Raw genomic sequence first — 20,354 nt, 5'->3', positions numbered from 1 at the left:
ATGTTTATCCTTGAAACGCTGAATTTCGTTGTTGATATTTTAAAAGTCCCATCAATACTCGTGGGTTTAATTGCCTTAATCGGTCTGGTGGCGCAGAAAAAGGCTTTTTCGGATGTTGTTAAAGGCACGATTAAAACCATTCTCGGTTTTATTGTGCTGGGCGGTGGCGCCACGGTACTGGTGGGGTCATTAAATCCGTTAGGTGGAATGTTTGAACATGCATTTAATATTCAGGGCATCATTCCAAATAATGAAGCGATTGTCTCGATTGCGCTGGAGAAATATGGTGCATCTACTGCACTGATTATGGCGTTCGGGATGGTGGCGAATATTATTGTTGCCCGTTTTACCCGTCTGAAATACATCTTCCTGACGGGGCATCATACGTTCTACATGGCATGCATGATTGGCGTGATCCTGACGGTAGCCGGTTTTGAGGGCATTGGCCTGGTCTTTACCGGCTCGCTGATCCTCGGTCTGATTATGGCCTTTTTCCCGGCCATTGCGCAGCGTTATATGAAACGTATTACCGGCAATGATGACATCGCTTTCGGGCATTTCGGTACTTTAGGTTACGTGCTCTCGGGCTGGATTGGCAGCAAGTTCGGAAAAGGCTCCCGCTCTACCGAAGAGATGAACCTGCCGAAGAATTTAAGCTTCCTGCGTGACAGTTCTATCTCAATCTCGCTGACCATGATGATTATCTACCTGATCATGGCGGTTAGCGCCGGACGTGAGTATGTAGAAGCGACCTTTAGCGGCGGCCAGAACTACCTCGTGTACGCCATTATCATGGCGATTACCTTCGCGGCAGGGGTGTTTATTATCCTGCAGGGCGTGCGCCTGATTCTGGCGGAGATCGTTCCGGCCTTTACCGGCTTTTCAGAAAAACTGGTGCCTAATGCGCGTCCTGCGCTGGACTGCCCGGTGGTCTACCCCTATGCGCCAAACGCGGTGTTGATTGGCTTCCTGTTCAGCTTCCTGGGCGGCCTGGTGGGGCTGTTCATCTGCGGTCAGTTTAGCTGGGTGCTGATCCTGCCGGGCGTGGTGCCGCACTTCTTTACCGGCGCGACGGCGGGCGTGTTTGGAAACGCTACCGGCGGACGCCGCGGCGCGATGATTGGCGCGTTTGCCAATGGTTTGCTGATCACTTTCCTGCCGGTGCTGCTGTTGCCGGTGCTGGGCGCCATTGGCTTTGCTAACACCACCTTCTCCGACGCCGATTTCGGCGCGGTCGGGATTGTGTTGGGCAACCTGGCGCGCTTCCTGTCGCCACTGGCCATCACCGGGCTTGTTGTGGCGTTGTTCGCGCTGCTGGTGGCGTACAACGTGTTCGCTAAAAACAAATCTGCGGGCGGTAATTCGCAGGAAAACACCGGAGCCAAATCATGAATGTGAATGAGATAATCCATCTGGCGCGTGAGATCCGCGTCGAGACCCTGAAGTCACTGACCCGGCTGGGTTTTGGTCACTACGGTGGCAGTATGTCGGTCGTTGAAACGCTGGCGGTTTTATACGGTGCGGTAATGAAAATTGACCCCGCCGATCCGGACTGGCCGGAGCGAGACTACTTTGTCCTGTCAAAAGGGCACGCTGGCCCGGCGCTGTACAGTACGCTCGCGATCAAAGGTTACTTCCCGATGGAAGAGTTGAGCACGCTGAATCAGAACGGTACACGCTTGCCAAGTCATCCGGATCGTCTGAAAACGCGTGGCGTGGATGCCACCACGGGTTCGCTGGGACAAGGGATCTCAATTGCAGGCGGAATGGCGCTGTCGCATAAGCTGGCAGGTCGACCCAACCGGGTTTTCTGCATTGTCGGCGATGGCGAGCTGAACGAAGGGCAGTGCTGGGAAGCCTTTCAGTTTATTGCCCACCATCGCCTGAATAACCTGACGGTCTTTGTTGACTGGAATAAGCAACAGCTGGACGGCACACTGGACGACATCATCTGTGCCTTCAACCTGGAAGAGAAGTTCCGCGCCTTTGGTTTTGATGTCGTTACCGTGAAAGGGGACGATATTCCTGGGCTGCTGGCGGTGGTACAGCCGGTTCTGGCTAGCGATGCCCGCCCACGGGTGGTGATTCTTGACAGCATTAAAGGTCAGGGTGTGCCGTATCTTGAGCAGCTCAGCAATTCGCACCATCTGCGACTGACGGAGGAGAGCAAAGCCGCGCTCAACGAGACGATTCGTCAACTGGAGGCCTCACATGATTAAGGTTATACCGGCAGTGCAAAAAGATGCGATAGAGATGCGTAAGGTATACGCCGGGTTTGTTGCTAAACAGATTGAAGCGGGAAGTCCGATTATTGCGCTCGAAGCGGATCTGATGAGCTCTATGGCGATGGACGGCGTGGCGCGGGATTACCCACAGCATGTTATTAACTGCGGCATCATGGAGGCGAACGTCATCGGCACGGCGGCGGGGCTGTCGCTCACCGGGCGCAAGCCATTCGTCCACACCTTTACCGCTTTTGCCAGCCGTCGCTGCTTTGACCAGCTGTTTATGTCTCTGGACTACCAGCGTAACAACGTGAAGGTGATCGCTTCCGATGCGGGGGTCACGGCCTGTCATAACGGCGGGACGCATATGTCGTTTGAGGATATGGGGATCGTACGTGGCCTGGCGCATTCGGTGGTGCTGGAAGTGACTGATGCGGTGATGTTTGAAGATATACTGCGCCAGCTTGTCGATCTCGACGGCTTTTATTGGGTACGCACCATCCGCAAACAGGCACAGAGCGTTTATGCCCCTGGCTCAACCTTTACCATCGGCAAGGGCAACGTGTTGCGTGAAGGCACAGATATCACCCTGATTGCCAACGGTATTATGGTGGCAGAGGCGCTGGAAGCGGCGCAACAGCTTGAGCAGGAGGGGGTGAGCGCGGCGGTCATTGATATGTTTACCCTCAAGCCAATCGACAGAATGCTGGTGAAAAACTATGCCGAGAAAACCAGACGCATTGTGACCTGTGAAAACCACAGTATCCATAACGGACTTGGATCGGCGGTGGCGGAGGTGCTGGCCGAGACCTGCCCGGTACCGATGCGTCGTGTGGGGGTGAAGGAGCGTTATGGTCAGGTTGGGACGCAGGATTATCTGCAGAAGGAGTATGGCCTGACTGCGCATGACATTGTGTCAGCGGCGCGCGAGTTGCTGTAAATAAAAAAGGCGACCGTGTGGTCGCCTTTCTTGCCGGATGGCGCTTCGCTTATCCGGCCTACAAAACCGTAGGCCCGGTGGCGCTTCGCTTATCCGGCCTATAAGACCGTAGGCCCGGTGGCGCTTCGCTTATCCGGCCTACAAAACCGTAGGCCCGGTGGCGTTTCGCTTATCCGGCCTATAAAACCGTAGGCCCGGTGGCGCTTCGCTTATCCGGCCTATAAAACCATAGGCCCGGTGGCGCTTCGCTTATCCGGCCTATAAAACCGTAGGCCCGGTAAGCGCTAGCGCCACCGGGCTTTTTACTTACTGCTGCTGTGAAGACTGAATCGCGGTCAGAGCGATGGTGTAGACGATATCGTCTACCAGCGCGCCACGAGACAGGTCGTTGACCGGCTTACGCATACCCTGCAGCATTGGCCCGATGGAGATCAGGTCAGCAGAACGCTGTACGGCTTTGTAAGTGGTGTTACCGGTGTTCAGATCCGGGAAGATGAACACGGTAGCGCGACCTGCAACCGGCGAGTTTGGCGCTTTGGATTTCGCTACGTCAGCCATAACCGCTGCGTCGTACTGCAGCGGGCCGTCGATCATCAGGTCAGGACGTTTTTCCTGCGCCAGACGAGTCGCTTCACGAACTTTCTCGACGTCGCTACCGGCACCAGAATTACCGGTGGAGTAGGAGAGCATCGCTACGCGCGGCTCAATACCGAAAGCAATGGCGGAATCGGCGGACTGAATCGCGATTTCAGCCAGCTGTTCTGCGGTCGGATCCGGGTTGATTGCGCAGTCGCCGTAAACGTAAACCTGTTCCGGCAACAGCATGAAGAACACGGAAGAAACCAGAGAGCTACCCGGTGCCGTTTTGATCAACTGCAGTGGCGGACGGATGGTGTTGGCGGTGGTGTGAACCGCGCCGGAAACCAGGCCGTCGACTTCGTCTTGTTCCAGCATCAGCGTACCGAGAACCACGTTGTCTTCCAGCTGCTCACGGGCAACCGCTTCGGTCATCCCTTTGCTCTTACGCAGTTCGACCAGACGAGCGACATAGCTTTCGCGCACCACTTCCGGATCGACAATTTCGATACCCGCACCCAGCTCGACGCCTTGCGCGGCAGCAACGCGGTTGATCTCATCCGGGTTACCCAGCAGGACACAGGTCGCAATACCACGCTCTGCGCAGATCGCCGCGGCTTTAACGGTACGCGGCTCGTCACCTTCCGGCAGAACAACGCGTTTACCGGCTTTGCGCGCCAGCTCGGTCAGCTGGTAGCGGAAGGCCGGCGGAGACAGACGGCGGCTACGTTCGGAGGTCGCGGTCAGAGACTCGATCCAGTCAGCGTTGATGTAGCTGGCGACGTATTCCTGAACTTTCTCAATGCGCTCGTGATCGTCAACCGGAACTTCCAGGTTGAAGCTCTGCAGGCTCAGGGAGGTCTGCCAGGTGTTGGTGTTCACCATAAAGACCGGCAGGCCGGTCGCGAATGCACGTTCGCACAGCTTGCTGACGCGCGGGTCCATTTCGTAAGCACCGGTCAGCAGCAGCGCGCCGATTTCAACGCCGTTCATGGCGGCGAGGCAGGCAGCGACCAGAACATCAGGACGGTCTGCGGAAGTCACCAGCAGGGAACCTGCACGGAAATGCTCCAGCATGTGCGGGATGCTGCGCGCGCAGAAGGTGACAGACTTCACTCGGCGGGTGTTGATGTCACCTTCATTGATGATGGTGGCATTCAGGTGGCGTGCCATATCGATAGCACGCGTTGCAATCAGATCGAAGCTCCACGGCACCGCGCCCAGAACCGGCAGAGTGCTGCCATTCTGCAGCTGAGCCGGATCGATCTTCACGACTTTCGCTTTGGAAGAGTCATCGAAGATTTCCGACAGATCGGGACGGGTACGCCCCTGTTCGTCGACCGGTGCGTTCAGTTTGTTGACGATAACACCGGTAATGTTGGTGTTTTTCGCGCCGCCGAAGCTGTTGCGGGTCAGCTCGATACGTTCGTTCAGCTGTTCCTGGGTGTCGGTACCCTGAGACATCACGAAGACGATTTCCGCGTTCAGCGTTTTAGCGATTTCGAAGTTCAGAGACTGAGCAAACTGGTGTTTACGGGTCGGGACCAGACCTTCTACCAGCACCACTTCAGCATCCTGAGTCGCGGCGTGATAGTTGGCGATAATCTCTTCCATCAGCACGTCTTTCTGGTCGCCAGACAGCAGCGACTCGACGTGGCTCATCTTCAGCGGCTCAGCGGCCGGAAGGCTTGAATTAGCACGAACGATGGTGGTCGTCTGGTCCGGCGCATCGCCGCCTGCACGCGGTTGGGCGATAGGTTTAAAGACGCTCAGACGAACGCCTTTGCGTTCCATTGCACGGATAACACCGAGGCTGACGCTGGTCAGGCCAACGCTGGTTCCGGTAGGGATCAGCATGATTATACGGGACACGATATATCCTCTTTCGTTACCGCCAGTATCAGGCGGGAGACAAAACTGCACCACCAGCTGCCCGTCATATTTCAAGTTGCATGTGCGTTGGTTTTCCTGGTTCACCCCAGTCACGTACTACCTGTACGTGACTGGGGATTCTCTGCGTCGCCGCCTTCCTGCCACTCGAATTATTTAGGGTTTCGCTGGCGGTGTGAAATCAGGCAGTCAGACGATTGGCGTCTTGCGCGATAACCAGCTCTTCGTTGGTCGGGATGACCAGAGCCGGGCGGGTGCCTTCTTTGTTGATGAAGCCAGACTTGCCGAAACGGGCAGCCAGGTTACGCTCGTGATCAACTTCGAAGCCCAGCACGCCCAGTTTGCCCAGAGACAGTTCACGAACCATGGCGGCGTTTTCACCGATACCGCCGGTGAAGATAACGGCATCCAGACGACCGTCCATCAGCGCGGTGTAGGAACCGATGTACTTGGCCAGACGATGGCAGTAAACGTCCATTGCACGTTTAGCATCGGCTTTATCGGTGTAGTTGTCTTCAACATAACGACAGTCGCTGGTGACTTCGGTCAGGCCCAGCAGGCCAGACTCTTTGGTCAGCATTTTGTTGATAGCATCAACGCTCATGCCCAGGGAGTCGTGCAGGTGGAAGATGATAGCCGGGTCGATGTCGCCAGAGCGAGTCCCCATGACCAGACCTTCCAGCGGGGTCAGACCCATTGAGGTGTCAACGCATTTACCGTTGCGGATAGCGGAAACAGAACCACCGTTGCCCAGATGGCAGGTGATGATGTTCAGCTCTTCAACCGGTTTGTTCAGGACCTTAGCCGCTTCCTGAGTCACGTAGAAGTGGCTGGTGCCGTGCGCGCCGTAGCGACGTACGCCGTGCTCTTTGTACAGGCTGTACGGCAGGGCATACAGATAGGATTCTTCCGGCATAGTCTGATGGAACGCGGTGTCGAACACGGCTACGTTCTTCTCTTTCAGATGCGGGAATGATTTCAGCGCTTCAGCAATACCGATCAGGTGAGCCGGGTTGTGCAGCGGAGCGAAAGAGGCGGAATCTTTGATGCCCTGGATAACGGAATCATCAATGACCACGGAACTGGTGTATTTTTCACCGCCGTGAACGATACGGTGGCCGATTGCGGTCAGCTGAGCAGACAGTTCTGGTTTTTGTGCCAGAATAGTGTTAACGATAAAGTTAAGCGCTTCACTGTGAGCGGCGCCAGCGCCTAAATCTGCTTCGTGTTTGCTGCCGTCCATTTTCCACTTAATACGCGCTTCAGGAAGATGGAAACATTCAGCTAAACCAGACAGATATTCGTCACCGTTGACGGCATCAAGGATAGCAAATTTCAGTGAGGAGCTACCGCAGTTCAGAACCAGTACTAACTTACTCGACATGGAAGTACCTTTTATGATACGTGGCTAAAAAAACGTCAGTGTGTCACAAAGCGTAGCGCAGGATGACGCCGACATTTATGATTAACATCATGCCTTGTTCTGTTTTCGGGCACGATGGGAGAAGTACATTTGATTTTATGCCATTTTGCATAATTTTCAGCCAATGGCAGAATGTGCGATAATTTGACTCACCTGGTCAAAGGGTCTATCGCCCTTTCAGGCGGGCACAGGATACCTGATTGCCGCAGCCATTGCCAAAATGTTTTGAACGTTGTCATGCACAGTTGGTGTTTTGCACGAATTTTTTAAGTTTTATATTTAAAGTTGAGGTAAAGCCATGTCGACCCCCGATAATCGTCCCGTCAGCTTCTTTAGCTTGTTCCGTCGCGGGCAGCACTACGCAAAGACCTGGCCTTTGGACAAACGCCTCGCTCCGGTATTTATTGAAAACCGCATTATTCGCGCAACCCGTTACGCTATCCGCATCATGCCGCCGATCGCGGTCTTTACGCTGTGCTGGCAAATCGCGCTGGGTGGGCAACTGGGGCCGGCGGTGGCGACCGCGCTGTTTGCCTTGAGTTTGCCGATACAAGGATTATGGTGGCTGGGTAAGCGTTCGGTGACGCCGCTGCCGCCGTCGATACTGAACTGGTTTTATGAAGTGCGCGGCAAATTGCAGGAGGCGGGACAGGCGCTGGCGCCGGTCGATGGCAAGCCGGATTATCAGGCCTTAGCTGACACGCTTAAGCGCGCCTTCAAACAACTGGATAAAACTTTCCTTGATGATTTGTAATTCACTAAGGAAAACGCATATAAAAGAAGGCGCATAATTAATGCGCCTTCTTTTTTCACGCCGTAAAGTGCTACAGGAGTCAAAACATGGAAATGACCAATGCGCAGCGTCTGATTTTATCTAATCAGTACAAGATGATGACGATGCTCGACCCGGACAACGCTGAACGTTATCGCCGTCTACAGACCATCATCGAGCGTGGATACGGATTGCAAATGCGCGAACTGGATCGCGAGTTTGGCCAGCTGACGGAAGAAACCTGCCGTACCATCATTGATATTATGGAAATGTATCATGCGCTGCATGTCTCCTGGACGAACCTGAAGGATGCAGGTGAAATCGACGAACGTCGCGTCACCTTCCTCGGATTTGATGTCGCAACCGAAGCGCGCTTCCTTGGCTATGTTCGCTTTATCGTCAACGTAGAGGGGCGCTACAGCCACTTCGATGCCGGCACCCATGGCTTTAATTCACAGACGCCGATGTGGGATAAATACCAGCGTATGCTCAGCGCCTGGCACGTTTGCCCGCGTCAGTACCATTTAAGCAGCAACGAAATTAATCAAATTATTAATGCCTGATGGAGGTTTGCGTGCACTGTAAAGGTTTCCTGTTTGATCTTGACGGGACGTTAGTCGATTCATTACCCGTAGTGGAGCGCTCGTGGTGCAAATGGGCGGATCGTTTCGGCATCCCGCACGATGAGGTGTTGAACTTCATTCATGGCAAGCAGGCGATAACCTCTTTACGCCATTTTCTGCCGGGGCGCAGCGAAGAGGAATTACAGACGGAGTTCCGCTGGCTTGAAGCGGTCGAAGCGACGGATACTGATGGCATTACTGCACTGCCGGGGGCGGTGGCGCTGCTGACCACTCTGGATGAAGCCGGGATCCCATGGGCTATCGTCACTTCAGGTTCGGTGCCTGTTGCCCATGCGCGTCATCGCGCGGCAGGTCTGCCTGATGCCCACGTTTTCGTGACTGCTGAGCAGGTGAAGCAGGGGAAACCGGCACCGGATGCCTATCTGCTCGGGGCACAACGTTTAGCGCTGGCGCCGCAGGAGTGCGTCGTGGTCGAGGATGCGCCTGCCGGTTTGCTTTCCGGTCTGGCGGCGGGCTGCCGGACTATCGCCGTCAACGTACCGGCAGATGCGCCGCGTCTGAACGAGGCGGATTTGATCTTAACGTCCCTCGCAAACCTCGCGATCGCTCGCCTTCCGGACGGGAACGTGAATGTTTCGCTTAAAGACTAATCCCATGACGTCGCCCCGTATGGTCGGGGCTTTTTTATGCAAAAATTCCAGCTCCATCTTCAGACAAGGATAAGTTGTGAACGGTGAACTGATTTGGGTGTTGTCTCTTCTTGCCGTTGCGGTCGTGCTCTTTGCCAGCGGGAAAGTGCGCATGGACGCAGTTGCGCTGCTGGTGATTGTCGCCTTTGTCCTCAGCGATACGCTGACCCTCAGCGAAGCGTTCTCGGGTTTTAGCGATCCGAACGTCATTCTGATTGCGGCGCTGTTTATTATCGGCGATGGCCTGGTCCGTACCGGGGTGGCCACCAAAGTCGGCAGCTGGCTGGTGAAGGTGGCCGGCAACAGCGAAACGAAAATGCTGGTCTTTCTGATGCTGACTGTCGCCGGGCTTGGTGCGTTTATGAGTTCAACAGGCGTGGTCGCTATCTTTATTCCGGTGGTGCTCAGCGTTTCTATGCGGATGAATACGTCGCCATCGCGCCTGATGATGCCGCTTAGCTTTGCTGGCCTAATCAGCGGGATGATGACACTGGTTGCCACGCCACCGAACCTGGTCGTGAACAGCGAACTGTTGCGTGAAGGTCTGCAGGGATTCGGCTTTTTTAGCGTCACGCCGATTGGCCTTGTGGTGCTGTTGCTGGGTATCCTCTATATGCTGGCGGCGCGCTTTATGCTCAGAGGCGGGGAGAATGACCATCCGCGGGACGGACGTAAAAGAAGCACCTTTCGCGATTTAATCAAAGAGTACCACCTGACCGGCCGCGCCCGTCGTCTGGCCATTCGTCCGGGGTCTCCGATGATTGGTCAGCGCCTGGACGATCTTAAGCTGCGTGAACGCTACTGCGCCAACGTGATCGGCGTAGAGCGCTGGCGTCGTTTCCGCCGGGTTATCGTCAATGTGAACGGGGTGTCCGAGTTTCGCGCCCGCGACGTGCTGCTGATCGATATGTCCGCATCAGATATTGATTTGCGCCAGTTCTGCGGCGAGCAAATGCTTGAACCGATGGTGCTGCGCGGCGAATACTTTTCCGATCAGGCGCTGGATGTGGGGATGGCCGAAGTCGCGCTGATTCCGGATTCAGAACTGATCGGGAAAACGGTCCGTGAGATAGGTTTTCGCACTCGCTTCGGGCTCAATATTGTCGGCCTTAAGCGCGATGGTAAAGCGATGGATGGTTCGGTCGTCGACGAGTCTTTGCAGCTTGGTGATATCGTACTGGTGGTCGGAAACTGGCGCCAGATAAGCCTGCTGGCGAAACGCGGTCGCGACTTTGTCGTATTGAATATGCCCGTGGAGGTGAACGATGCCTCGCCCGCGCACAGCCAGGCGCCGCACGCTATCTTTTGCCTGGTGCTGATGGTCGCCCTGATGCTCACCGACGAGATCCCCAACCCGATAGCGGCGATTATCGCCTGCCTGCTGATGGGCAAATTCCGCTGTATTAATGCCGAAAGCGCTTATAAAGCGATTCACTGGCCAAGCATTATATTAATCGTCGGGATGATGCCCTTTGCGCTGGCGTTGCAAAAAACCGGCGGCGTCGATTTGGTGGTGGAGGGGCTGATGGATGTTGCCGGCAGCAAAGGGCCTTACGTGATGCTGGGCTGTTTGTTCGTGATGTGCGCCACTATCGGTCTGTTTATTTCCAACACCGCCACGGCGGTACTGATGGCGCCGATCGCCCTGGCGGCGGCGAAATCCATGGACGTCTCGCCTTATCCTTTTGCCATGGTGGTGGCGATGGCGGCTTCGGCCGCCTTTATGACGCCGGTCTCTTCGCCGGTTAACACGCTGGTGCTGGGGCCAGGAAAATACGCCTTCAGCGATTTTGTGAAGATTGGCGTGCCGTTCACCGTCCTCGTGATGGTGGTCTGCGTGCTGCTCGTGCCGATGCTGTTTCCGTTTTAACTGCCCCCCGGTGGCGCTACACCGGGGCTACAGAAACCGGAGGTCGGGTAAGGCGGAGCCGCCGCCCGACAAAATCACAACGGTGAATCCTGGCTTATCTCATCCAGCGACAGCTGGAAGCTCGGGACGAAGACCTGCATAAAGTAGTCCATCTCCTCGCTACGCCGGGACTCCAGCGTTTTCTCAAGCCGGCCCTTGGCCAGTAAAAACTCATTGTTGCCGGCAGAGAGTTCCTCAAGGCATTTTAAGTAGGCGCAGAGCGCATCGGCCTGTTTGACGATCGATTGCTCATCTGCGCTATAGCGATGCTCGTCGATCAGCGGTGCAAAGACATCGCGCAGTTCGTCAGGAACCATGTCGATAAGCTTCTGCTGGGCAATCTTCTCGATCGCTTTATATTCTTGCGCAATCTGCGAGTTGAAATATTTGACTGGAGTCGGCAGATCGCCGGTTAACACTTCCGATGCATCGTGATACATCGCCAGAAGGGCGATGCGCTCGGCGTTAACCTTGCCGCCAAACATCCGGTTTTTGATAGCGGCCAGCGCGTGAGCAACCATCGCCACCTGCAGACTGTGCTCGGAGACGTTTTCGGTCCGTACATTACGCATCAGCGGCCAGCGGTTAATTAACTTCAGGCGAGAGAGGTGGGCAAAGAAATGACTCTGACTCATAGCAACCCTTAATCAGTGACAACATCGGGTCCTATTGTGCGCAGGGATTGCCGCCGGATGCAAATACCGGCGGCCGGGTAACACTTATCCGTGCTGGTGATAGCCGGAGAGGAAGCGACCAAAGCGAGAAATCGCCATTTCCAGATCGTCCTCACGCGGGAGGGTGACAATACGCACGTGATCCGGCCATGGCCAGTTAAAGGCGCTTCCCTGAACCAACAGGACTTTTTCCTGCAGCAGGAAGTCGAGCACCATTTTCTGGTCATCGTGAATATTAAAGCGCTTCGCATCGATTTTCGGGAACATGTACAGCGCGCCTTGCGGCTTCACGCAGGAAACGCCGGGGATCTCGTTGATCAACTCCCATGCGCGGTTGCGCTGTTCGTACAGTCTGCCACCGGGAACGATAAACTCGCTGATGCTCTGATAGCCGCCTAAGGCGGTTTGAATTGCGTGCTGTGCCGGTACGTTAGCGCACAGGCGCATAGACGCCAGCATCTCCAGACCTTCGATATAGCCTTTTGCGTGCTTTTTCGGCCCGTTCAGTACCATCCAGCCCTGGCGAAAACCGGCAACGCGGTAGGTCTTGGACAGGCCGTTAAAGGTCACTGTCAGCAGGTCGGGAGCCAGCGCGGCGATCGAATGGTGCTGGGCTTCGTCGTAGAGGATCTTGTCGTAGATTTCATCGGCGAAAATGATCAGGTTGTGCTGGCGGGCAAGCTCAACGATCTCCATCAGCAGCTCTTTCGAGTACACCGCACCGGTAGGGTTGTTCGGGTTGATAATCACGATGCCGCGCGTGCGCGGGGTGATTTTTGCGCGAATGTCGTCAAGGTCCGGAAACCAGTCGGCGGATTCATCGCACAGATAGTGCACTGCTTTCCCGCTGGAGAGCGAGACGGCGGCAGTCCACAGCGGATAATCCGGTGCCGGAACCAGCATTTCATCGCCGCTGTTCAGCAGCGCCTGCATGGCCTGAACGATCAGTTCTGAGACGCCGTTACCGATATAAATATCTTCGACCGTCACATCGCGCATACCGCGCGCCTGATAGTGCTGCATGATAGCCTTCCGCGCCGAGTAGAGGCCTTTAGAGTCACAATAACCCTGAGCGGTAGGCAGATTGCGAATAACATCAACAAGGATTTCGTCGGGGGCGTCAAAGCCAAACGGCGCCGGGTTGCCGATGTTCAGTTTCAGGACTTTATTGCCTTCTTCTTCAAGGCGTTTTGCCTCTTTCAGAACCGGGCCGCGGATGTCGTAACAGACGTTATCTAACTTGCTGGATTTTTCGATAGGGGACATGAATCTTTGACCTTTTAGCTGTTATCGCCACTCCCTGCCGTGGAAGTCAGCACGGAACAATGTACTCTTCATCCCCGAGGTTTTGAAGGGTTAACAGGAGAAGATTTTGCTTATGTGATTTTTTTGGTTTAATTGATTTGGCTGGTGATTGCCTTTGTCTTTTATAGAATATGCCTTTAATGGCTGCTTTAATGGTCAATAATGGTGTTGTTTTCGCTATTTCGTGAACATTTATATGGTTTATTCTCCTGGGGCGTGGCGCCAGCGATTATTTTTTTCGCAGGATGCTCAGGGGGGATGAAAAGGCGTATAACAGGTAAAGCGCGGTGGCTGTAACGGTAATGTTAAATATGCTTAATAAGAATATTTAATTAATTAAAAAGATTTTATTTTTCACAATTCGGGATTTTCTTTTTGTTAATTAAATTAAAGTCATGAAAAAAAATTTAAAATTGGCTTTAATAATAATGATTAGACCTTATAAATAATTCGGTTTTCGGTTACGATACCTGCGTTAATATCGATTAAGAGCCTGTTTTTTCGCAGGTTAAGCTATTAATATATTGTTATTGCAGGATTTTTTTTTTGTTTTTTTCGCTTTTTACAATGGCTGTGATGAGGGGCGATGACCTCATCCTTGCCGTAGAGAACTTTTTTGAAGAACATCACAGAAATCAGAACGGTGTATCAGAACGGTGTAATAGAAAGCGTAGAACTACGGACAATATATGACTCAGACGTTTCGCGCACTTGCTGCGGGCGAGTACTTTCACATGCAATAACGTTCGTCCAGATGCACATTCCGTTTGTGAATGGCACAAGGCTCAAGGAATAGCCGGAAACCTGGAGCACAGCGTCAACAAGGCAGGTTCGCATTCGCCACCTGTAAGTGAACAAATATGATAAATGCAAATCGTCCGATACTGAATCTCGACCTGGATCTGCTGAGAACCTTCGTTGCTGTCGCCGATCTGAATACTTTTGCCGCCGCTGCAGCGGCGGTATGCCGGACTCAGTCTGCCGTAAGCCAACAGATGCAACGTCTGGAACAACTGGTCGGCAAAGAGCTCTTTGCCCGTCATGGGCGCAATAAATTGCTGACCGAGCAGGGTATTCAACTGCTGGGCTACGCCCGCAAAATCCTGCGTTTTAATGATGAAGCCTGCATGTCGCTGATGTTCAGCAGCCTGCAAGGGATCTTAACGATTGGCGCATCTGATGAAACAGCCGAGACTATTTTACCGTTTTTGTTGAACCGGATCGGCAGCTTCTACCCGAAACTGACGCTGGAAATTAAGGTTCTTAAGCATGCTGAGGCGGTGGCTATGCTGGCGAGCGGCGCGATTGATCTCGCGCTGACGACTCACCAGACGGCGGAATTCGATACGCTGATACTGCGCACTTCGCCAACCCTATGGTACTGCGCTGCCGATTATGTGGTGCCGCGGCAGGAGACGATCCCGCTGATCCTGCTGGAAGAGCCGGGTCCGTTTCGTGAGGAGATCATTGCCGCGCTGAATGCCGCCAGCGCACCGTGGCATCTGGCCCATTCCGCCTCGACGCTTGCGGGCGTTAAAGCGGCGGTAAAGGCAGGGCTGGGGGTTACCGCCCGTCCGGTAGAAATGATGAGCCCCGAGCTGCGGGTTGTCGGTAAGAATGAGGGGCTTCCTGCTCTGGCGGATACGCAATATGTGCTGAGCTGCAATGCGTACAAGATAAGCGAGTCGGCGCAGGCTATTTTCCAGTCGCTGAGCCAGGATTATCGCCCCTGGTCGTCTGAGCCTGCGTTTACCCCTGAAGGGGGAGATAATTCCCTCATTTCCTGAGTGGAGTTAGTTACACAGATCACAAAAAGCTGGTAACAAATTGTAAGTGCAAAAAAGAGCCGCTAAGGTTTGAATTATGCCGTGCGGTTCTTTTTTTTCTTATTTTACAGGGGTTTTTAATATTTTTTCGTTTTATTTTCATACTTATCAATAAGTTGCATTTGATGCGGCGCTTGCTCCCCGACTTTTCCCAGCACTTTCAATACTTCATGCTAATGTTAAAAAACCGTCTAGATTGTTGCCGTTTTATAGGTTTAATTAACAAAATCGTGTCACAGATCAAAAAAATACCCCTCCTTAGGGGGAGGAATCGAGGCTAAATCCTGTCAAAATAGACGGGTAATTTTGATTTACAACATAAACGGACACGATTCAACAACACTAAATCCGGTTTGTATGCAAGGTTATTTCGCATAAAAGGGCATTTAATGTTAATGAAAAAAATCTAATGTAAATTAATGTTGTTAAAACTTTTGTTGAAGTTGACAAAAGGTTAAAGAAAGGGGTAAAAAGCCACCGCATACAGCCTTCTACGCTAAGTAGGGACGCTTTTTTGCAAGGTTATTTTTTTATTCCTCCCCGTGAAACGCTGTGGCGTTCATCTGCCAGCAAGAGCAGAGGGTTTAGCGCTACACTTTTTTGGTTAAGCAATGCGTATGTCAACATCCACTGAAGTCATCGCTCATCATTGGGCATTCGCTATATTTCTCATCATTGCCATCGGCCTGTGCTGCCTGATGCTTGTCGGGGGCTGGTACCTCGGCGGTCGCGCGCGCGCGCGTAGCAAGAACACGCCGTTTGAATCGGGGATCGACTCCGTTGGTTCGGCTCGCTTACGTCTTTCTGCGAAGTTTTATCTGGTTGCCATGTTCTTCGTTATCTTCGACGTGGAAGCTCTGTATCTCTACGCATGGTCGACTTCTATCCGCGAAAGCGGCTGGGTCGGCTTTGTGGAAGCCGCAATTTTCATTTTAGTGCTACTGGCAGGTCTGGTTTACCTCGTTCGTATCGGCGCACTGGACTGGACGCCTGCGCGTTCCCGTCGCACGCTGGTTAATTCAGAAACAGACAGTCCCACTAACCGTCATATGCAGTAAAAGCGAGGCAATAAGATGGATTATACGCTCACCCGCATAGATCCTAACGGTGAGAACGACCGTTACCCCCTGCAGAAACAGGAGATCGTAACTGACCCCCTGGAGCAAGAAGTCAATAAAAGCGTGTATATGGGGAAACTCGAACATGCGCTGCATGACATGGTGAACTGGGGCCGCAAGAACTCAATCTGGCCCTACAACTTCGGCCTGTCATGCTGCTACGTTGAAATGGTAACGTCATTCACTGCGGTGCATGACGTTGCGCGTTTTGGCGCCGAGGTACTGCGTGCTTCTCCTCGTCAGGCGGACCTGATGGTTGTCGCTGGTACCTGCTTCACCAAAATGGCGCCGGTCATTCAGCGTTTGTATGACCAGATGCTGGAGCCTAAGTGGGTTATCTCCATGGGCGCCTGCGCCAACTCCGGCGGGATGTACGATATTTATTCTGTCGTCCAGGGTGTGGACAAGTTTATTCCGGTTGATGTTTACATCCCGGGCTGTCCGCCGCGTCCGGAAGCGTATATGCAGGCGCTGATGCTGCTGCAGGAGTCTATTGGTAAAGAACGTCGCCCGCTCTCGTGGGTGGTTGGCGATCAGGGCGTATACCGCGCCAACATGCAGTCGGAACGCGAGCGTAAACGTGGTGAACGCATTGCAGTGACCAATCTGCGGACACCGGACGAGATTTAACTTGCGCCTGCGGGCGGCGGAATAACACTTCGCAAATCAATCTACTAAAGCAGCGAAGCCTCGCCCGGCAGTCACCACGGACCTTTTGCAATGGTGAACAATATGACCGATTTACATGCGCATGACGCCGCACCAGCCTGGCAAACCCGCGATCACCTTGATGACCCGGTGATCGGCGAACTGCGCAATCGTTTTGGGCCGGATGCCTTTACCGTTCAACCTACCCGCACCGGCGTTCCGGTGGTCTGGGTCAAGCGCGAACAGCTGCTGGAGGTGGGTGATTTCCTGAAGAAATTGCCGAAACCTTACGTCATGCTGTTCGATCTGCATGGGATGGACGAACGTCTGCGTACCCACCGTGACGGGCTCCCCGCCGCGGATTTTTCCGTTTTCTATCATCTGATCTCCATTGAACGCAATCGTGACATTATGCTCAAGGTAGCATTGTCCGAAAACGATCTGCGCGTGCCGACTTTTACCAAACTGTTCCCGAATGCCAACTGGTATGAGCGCGAAACGTGGGAAATGTTCGGTATTGATATCGAAGGCCACCCGCACCTGACGCGCATCATGATGCCGCCGACCTGGGAAGGCCATCCGCTGCGTAAAGACTACCCGGCACGCGCCACCGAGTTCGATCCGTTTGAGCTGACTAAAGCCAAGCAGGATCTGGAAATGGAAGCGCTGACCTTTAAGCCGGAAGCGTGGGGCATGAAGCGCGGGACCGAAAACGAGGACTTCATGTTCCTCAACCTCGGCCCGAACCACCCGTCTGCCCACGGTGCTTTCCGTATTATCCTGCAGCTTGATGGCGAAGAGATTGTCGACTGCGTACCGGACATCGGCTACCACCACCGTGGTGCGGAGAAGATGGGCGAACGTCAGTCCTGGCACAGCTACATTCCGTATACCGACCGTATCGAATACCTTGGCGGCTGTGTCAATGAGATGCCGTACGTGCTGGCGGTGGAAAAGCTGGCGGGGATCACCGTACCGGATCGCGTGAATGTGATTCGCGTGATGCTCTCTGAGCTGTTCCGCATTAACAGCCACCTGCTGTACATCTCCACCTTTATTCAGGACGTCGGCGCGATGACGCCGGTGTTCTTTGCCTTTACCGACCGGCAGAAGATCTACGATCTGGTGGAAGCGATTACCGGTTTCCGTATGCACCCGGCGTGGTTCCGCATCGGCGGCGTCGCGCACGACCTGCCGCGCGGCTGGGATCGCCTGCTGCGCGAATTCCTTGAGTGGATGCCAAAACGTCTGGATTCTTACGAGAAAGCCGCGCTGCGCAACACCATTCTGATTGGCCGTTCGAAAGGCGTTGCCGCCTATAACGCCAAAGAAGCGCTGGAGTGGGGCACCACCGGTGCCGGCCTGCGCGCAACGGGGATCGGCTTCGACGTGCGTAAATGGCGCCCCTATTCTGGCTATGAAAACTTTGACTTTGAAGTGCCAACCGGTGGCGGTATCTCTGACTGCTATACCCGCGTGATGCTGAAAGTCGAAGAACTGCGCCAGAGCCTGCGCATTCTTCAGCAGTGTCTCGATAACATGCCTGAAGGCCCGTTCAAAGCGGATCACCCGCTGACGACGCCGCCGCCGAAAGAGCGCACGCTGCAGCATATCGAAACCCTGATTACGCACTTCCTGCAGGTTTCCTGGGGCCCGGTCATGCCGGCCAACGAATCCTTCCAGATGATAGAAGCGACGAAGGGTATCAACAGTTACTACCTGACCAGCGACGGCAGCACCATGAGCTATCGTACCCGTATCCGCACGCCGAGCTATGCGCACCTGCAGCAGATCCCGTCGGCGATTCGCGGCAGCCTGGTATCCGACCTGATCGTTTATCTGGGTAGTATCGATTTTGTTATGTCAGACGTGGACCGCTAATTATGCACGAGAATCAACAACCACAAACCGAGGCTTTTGAGCTGAGTGCGGCAGAGCGTGAGGCCATTGAGCACGAGAAGCACCACTATGAAGACCCGCGTGCGGCGTCCATCGAAGCGCTGAAGATCGTTCAGAAACAGCGCGGCTGGGTGCCGGATGGCGCGATCTACGCGATCGCCGACGTACTGGGTATCCCGGCAAGCGACGTGGAAGGGGTAGCCACTTTCTACAGCCAGATCTTCCGCCAGCCGGTTGGCCGTCACGTGATCCGCTATTGCGATAGCGTGGTTTGCCATATCACCGGCTTCCAGGGCATTCAGTCGGCTATCGAGAAAAAGCTCGACATCAAACCGGGTCAAACTACCTTTGATGGCCGCTTCACTCTGCTGCCGACCTGCTGTCTGGGCAACTGCGACAAGGGACCGACGATGATGATTGATGAGGATACTCATAGTTATCTGACGCCGGAGGCGATTCCTGACCTGTTGGAGCGGTATAAATGAAGACAGTGATCCGCACTCCCGAAACGCATCCGCTGACCTGGCGACTGCGCGATGATAAACAGCCGGTATGGCTGGAAGAGTATCAGAGCAAAAACGGCTATGCCGGCGCGCGTAAGGCGCTGCTGGGCCTGGCGCCGGATGAGATAGTCAATCAGGTGAAAGACGCCGGTCTGAAAGGACGCGGCGGCGCGGGCTTTTCCACCGGTCTGAAGTGGAGCCTGATGCCGAAAGACGAATCCATGAACATTCGTTACCTGCTGTGTAACGCCGATGAGATGGAGCCGGGCACCTATAAAGACCGTCTGCTGATGGAGCAACTGCCGCACCTGCTGGTGGAAGGCATGCTGATTTCCGCGTTTGCGCTGAAAGCGTACCGCGGCTACATCTTCCTGCGCGGCGAATATATTGAAGCGGCGGCGCATTTACGCCGCGCGATCGCCGAAGCGACCGAAGCCGGTCTGCTGGGCAAAAACATTCTCGGCACCGGTTTTGATTTCGAACTGTTCGTCCACACCGGGGCAGGGCGTTATATCTGCGGTGAAGAAACCGCGCTGATTAACTCCCTCGAAGGCCGTCGCGCCAACCCGCGCTCCAAGCCGCCGTTCCCGGCGAGCTCCGGCGTGTGGGGGAAACCGACCTGCGTCAACAACGTGGAAACCCTGTGTAACGTCCCGGCGATTCTGGCCAACGGCGTCGAGTGGTATCAGAACATTTCTACCAGCAAAGATGCCGGTACCAAGCTGATGGGCTTCTCTGGCCGGGTGAAAAATCCGGGCGTCTGGGAACTGCCGTTCGGCACCACCGCGCGCGAGATTCTGGAAGATTATGCCGGCGGCATGCGTGATGGCCTGAAGTTTAAGGCCTGGCAGCCGGGCGGCGCGGGGACCGACTTCCTGACCGAAGCGCATCTTGACCTGCCGATGGAATTCGAAAGTATTGGTAAAGCGGGAAGCCGTCTGGGTACCGCGCTGGCGATGGCCGTTGACCATGAGATTGGCATGGTATCGCTGGTGCGCAACCTGGAAGAGTTCTTTGCCCGCGAGTCCTGCGGTTGGTGCACACCGTGCCGTGACGGTCTGCCGTGGAGCGTGAAAATTCTGCGCGCTCTGGAGCGCGGTGAAGGCCAGCCGGGTGATATCGAGACACTTGAGCAACTGTGTCGGTTCCTTGGTCCGGGCAAAACCTTCTGTGCGCATGCGCCAGGTGCGGTAGAACCGCTGCAGAGCGCCATTAAATATTTCCGCGACGAATTCGAAGCAGGCATTAAGCAGCAGTTCAGTAATACCCATGCTATCAACGGGATTCAGCCGAACCTGCTTAAGACGCGCTGGTAATGTCTCCACAAGCTCGTTCAGGCGGCGCCAACGCGGCGGCCTGAACGACAAAGTGGT

17 protein-coding genes are annotated in these 20,354 nt (G+C 54.4%); 13 read left to right on the top strand and 4 right to left on the bottom strand.

The features are described 5' to 3' along the window. Genes FNY10_RS14160 through FNY10_RS14150 form a run of 3 tightly spaced genes read left to right on the top strand, consistent with a single transcriptional unit; the run spans position 1 to position 3,165 of the window. Complete coding sequence (locus tag FNY10_RS14160; RefSeq protein ID WP_100682789.1) at positions 1-1,392, top strand: PTS ascorbate transporter subunit IIC; 1,392 nt, start codon at positions 1-3, stop codon at positions 1,390-1,392. After that, positions 1,389-2,219 carry a transketolase gene (locus tag FNY10_RS14155; RefSeq protein WP_160702894.1) on the top strand — a complete coding sequence of 277 codons (831 nt, stop codon included), beginning with the start codon at positions 1,389-1,391 and terminating at the stop codon, positions 2,217-2,219. Before FNY10_RS14160 ends, FNY10_RS14155 begins: the two co-directional genes overlap by 4 nt. Next, positions 2,212-3,165 carry a transketolase family protein gene (locus tag FNY10_RS14150; protein ID WP_160702892.1) on the top strand — a complete coding sequence of 318 codons (954 nt, stop codon included), beginning with the start codon at positions 2,212-2,214 and terminating at the stop codon, positions 3,163-3,165. Before FNY10_RS14155 ends, FNY10_RS14150 begins: the two co-directional genes overlap by 8 nt. Positions 3,166-3,471: 306 nt before the next feature. Here FNY10_RS14150 and pta read toward each other — a convergent pair whose 3' ends face one another. Both pta and ackA read right to left on the bottom strand, forming a co-directional pair. Next, the gene (gene pta / locus FNY10_RS14145) at positions 3,472-5,613 is read right to left on the bottom strand and encodes a phosphate acetyltransferase (RefSeq protein ID WP_100682850.1); all 2,142 of its coding nucleotides are present in this window, start codon (positions 5,611-5,613) and stop codon (positions 3,472-3,474) included. Positions 5,614-5,812: 199 nt separating this feature from the next. Continuing rightward, positions 5,813-7,015, bottom strand: a complete 1,203-nt coding sequence (gene ackA / locus FNY10_RS14140; protein WP_004865128.1) for an acetate kinase — start codon at positions 7,013-7,015, stop codon at positions 5,813-5,815. A gap of 337 nt (positions 7,016-7,352) precedes the next feature. Here ackA and yfbV point away from each other — a divergent pair, with 337 nt between their 5' ends. From yfbV to FNY10_RS14120, 4 genes are all read left to right on the top strand, one after another. Further along, positions 7,353-7,808 carry a terminus macrodomain insulation protein YfbV gene (gene yfbV / locus FNY10_RS14135; protein WP_160702890.1) on the top strand — a complete coding sequence of 152 codons (456 nt, stop codon included), beginning with the start codon at positions 7,353-7,355 and terminating at the stop codon, positions 7,806-7,808. Between the two features lie 86 nt (positions 7,809-7,894). After that, positions 7,895-8,389 (top strand): YfbU family protein, encoded by a 495-nt coding sequence (locus FNY10_RS14130; RefSeq protein WP_100682785.1) that lies wholly within the window; start codon positions 7,895-7,897, stop codon positions 8,387-8,389. After that, positions 8,389-9,060: a sugar phosphatase gene (locus FNY10_RS14125; RefSeq protein WP_202395309.1), complete on the top strand. Its 672-nt coding sequence runs from the start codon at positions 8,389-8,391 to the stop codon at positions 9,058-9,060. The genes FNY10_RS14130 and FNY10_RS14125 overlap by 1 nt, the downstream gene beginning before the upstream one ends. A gap of 76 nt (positions 9,061-9,136) precedes the next feature. Continuing rightward, positions 9,137-10,969 carry an SLC13 family permease gene (locus FNY10_RS14120; protein WP_160702886.1) on the top strand — a complete coding sequence of 611 codons (1,833 nt, stop codon included), beginning with the start codon at positions 9,137-9,139 and terminating at the stop codon, positions 10,967-10,969. Positions 10,970-11,043: 74 nt separating this feature from the next. Here the strand turns inward: FNY10_RS14120 and yfbR are convergent, their stop codons facing one another. Both yfbR and alaA read right to left on the bottom strand, forming a co-directional pair. After that, entirely contained in the window at positions 11,044-11,643 is a 600-nt protein-coding gene (gene yfbR / locus FNY10_RS14115) for a 5'-deoxynucleotidase (protein ID WP_100682782.1), read from the bottom strand. 84 nt (positions 11,644-11,727) lie between these two features. Further along, positions 11,728-12,948: an alanine transaminase AlaA gene (gene alaA, locus FNY10_RS14110; RefSeq protein WP_100682781.1), complete on the bottom strand. Its 1,221-nt coding sequence runs from the start codon at positions 12,946-12,948 to the stop codon at positions 11,728-11,730. A gap of 899 nt (positions 12,949-13,847) precedes the next feature. Here alaA and FNY10_RS14105 point away from each other — a divergent pair. From FNY10_RS14105 to nuoF, 6 genes are all read left to right on the top strand, one after another. Further along, the gene (locus FNY10_RS14105) at positions 13,848-14,774 is read left to right on the top strand and encodes a LysR family transcriptional regulator (RefSeq protein ID WP_100682780.1); all 927 of its coding nucleotides are present in this window, start codon (positions 13,848-13,850) and stop codon (positions 14,772-14,774) included. A 650-nt stretch (positions 14,775-15,424) separates the two neighbouring features. Continuing rightward, on the top strand, positions 15,425-15,871 hold the full coding sequence (nuoA, locus tag FNY10_RS14100; protein ID WP_004865103.1) for an NADH-quinone oxidoreductase subunit NuoA: 447 nt from the start codon (positions 15,425-15,427) through the stop codon (positions 15,869-15,871). A gap of 15 nt (positions 15,872-15,886) precedes the next feature. Beyond that, complete coding sequence (gene nuoB / locus FNY10_RS14095) at positions 15,887-16,561, top strand: NADH-quinone oxidoreductase subunit NuoB (RefSeq protein WP_002913178.1); 675 nt, start codon at positions 15,887-15,889, stop codon at positions 16,559-16,561. A 90-nt stretch (positions 16,562-16,651) separates the two neighbouring features. Next, a complete protein-coding gene (gene nuoC, locus FNY10_RS14090) occupies positions 16,652-18,460 on the top strand; it encodes an NADH-quinone oxidoreductase subunit C/D (protein WP_100682779.1) in 1,809 nt (602 codons plus the stop codon). Positions 18,461-18,462: 2 nt separating this feature from the next. Then, the gene (gene nuoE, locus FNY10_RS14085; RefSeq protein ID WP_004104075.1) at positions 18,463-18,963 is read left to right on the top strand and encodes an NADH-quinone oxidoreductase subunit NuoE; all 501 of its coding nucleotides are present in this window, start codon (positions 18,463-18,465) and stop codon (positions 18,961-18,963) included. Next, positions 18,960-20,297 (top strand): NADH-quinone oxidoreductase subunit NuoF, encoded by a 1,338-nt coding sequence (gene nuoF, locus FNY10_RS14080; protein WP_100682778.1) that lies wholly within the window; start codon positions 18,960-18,962, stop codon positions 20,295-20,297. The genes nuoE and nuoF overlap by 4 nt, the downstream gene beginning before the upstream one ends. Positions 20,298-20,354 lie beyond the last annotated feature (57 nt).

Source organism: Klebsiella sp. Lac1, from assembly GCF_009825425.1.
Classification (GTDB): Bacteria; Pseudomonadota; Gammaproteobacteria; order Enterobacterales; family Enterobacteriaceae; genus Klebsiella; species Klebsiella electrica.
The sequence above is the reverse complement of the archived record's forward strand: the minus strand, read 5'-3'. Positions and strand labels throughout refer to the sequence as shown.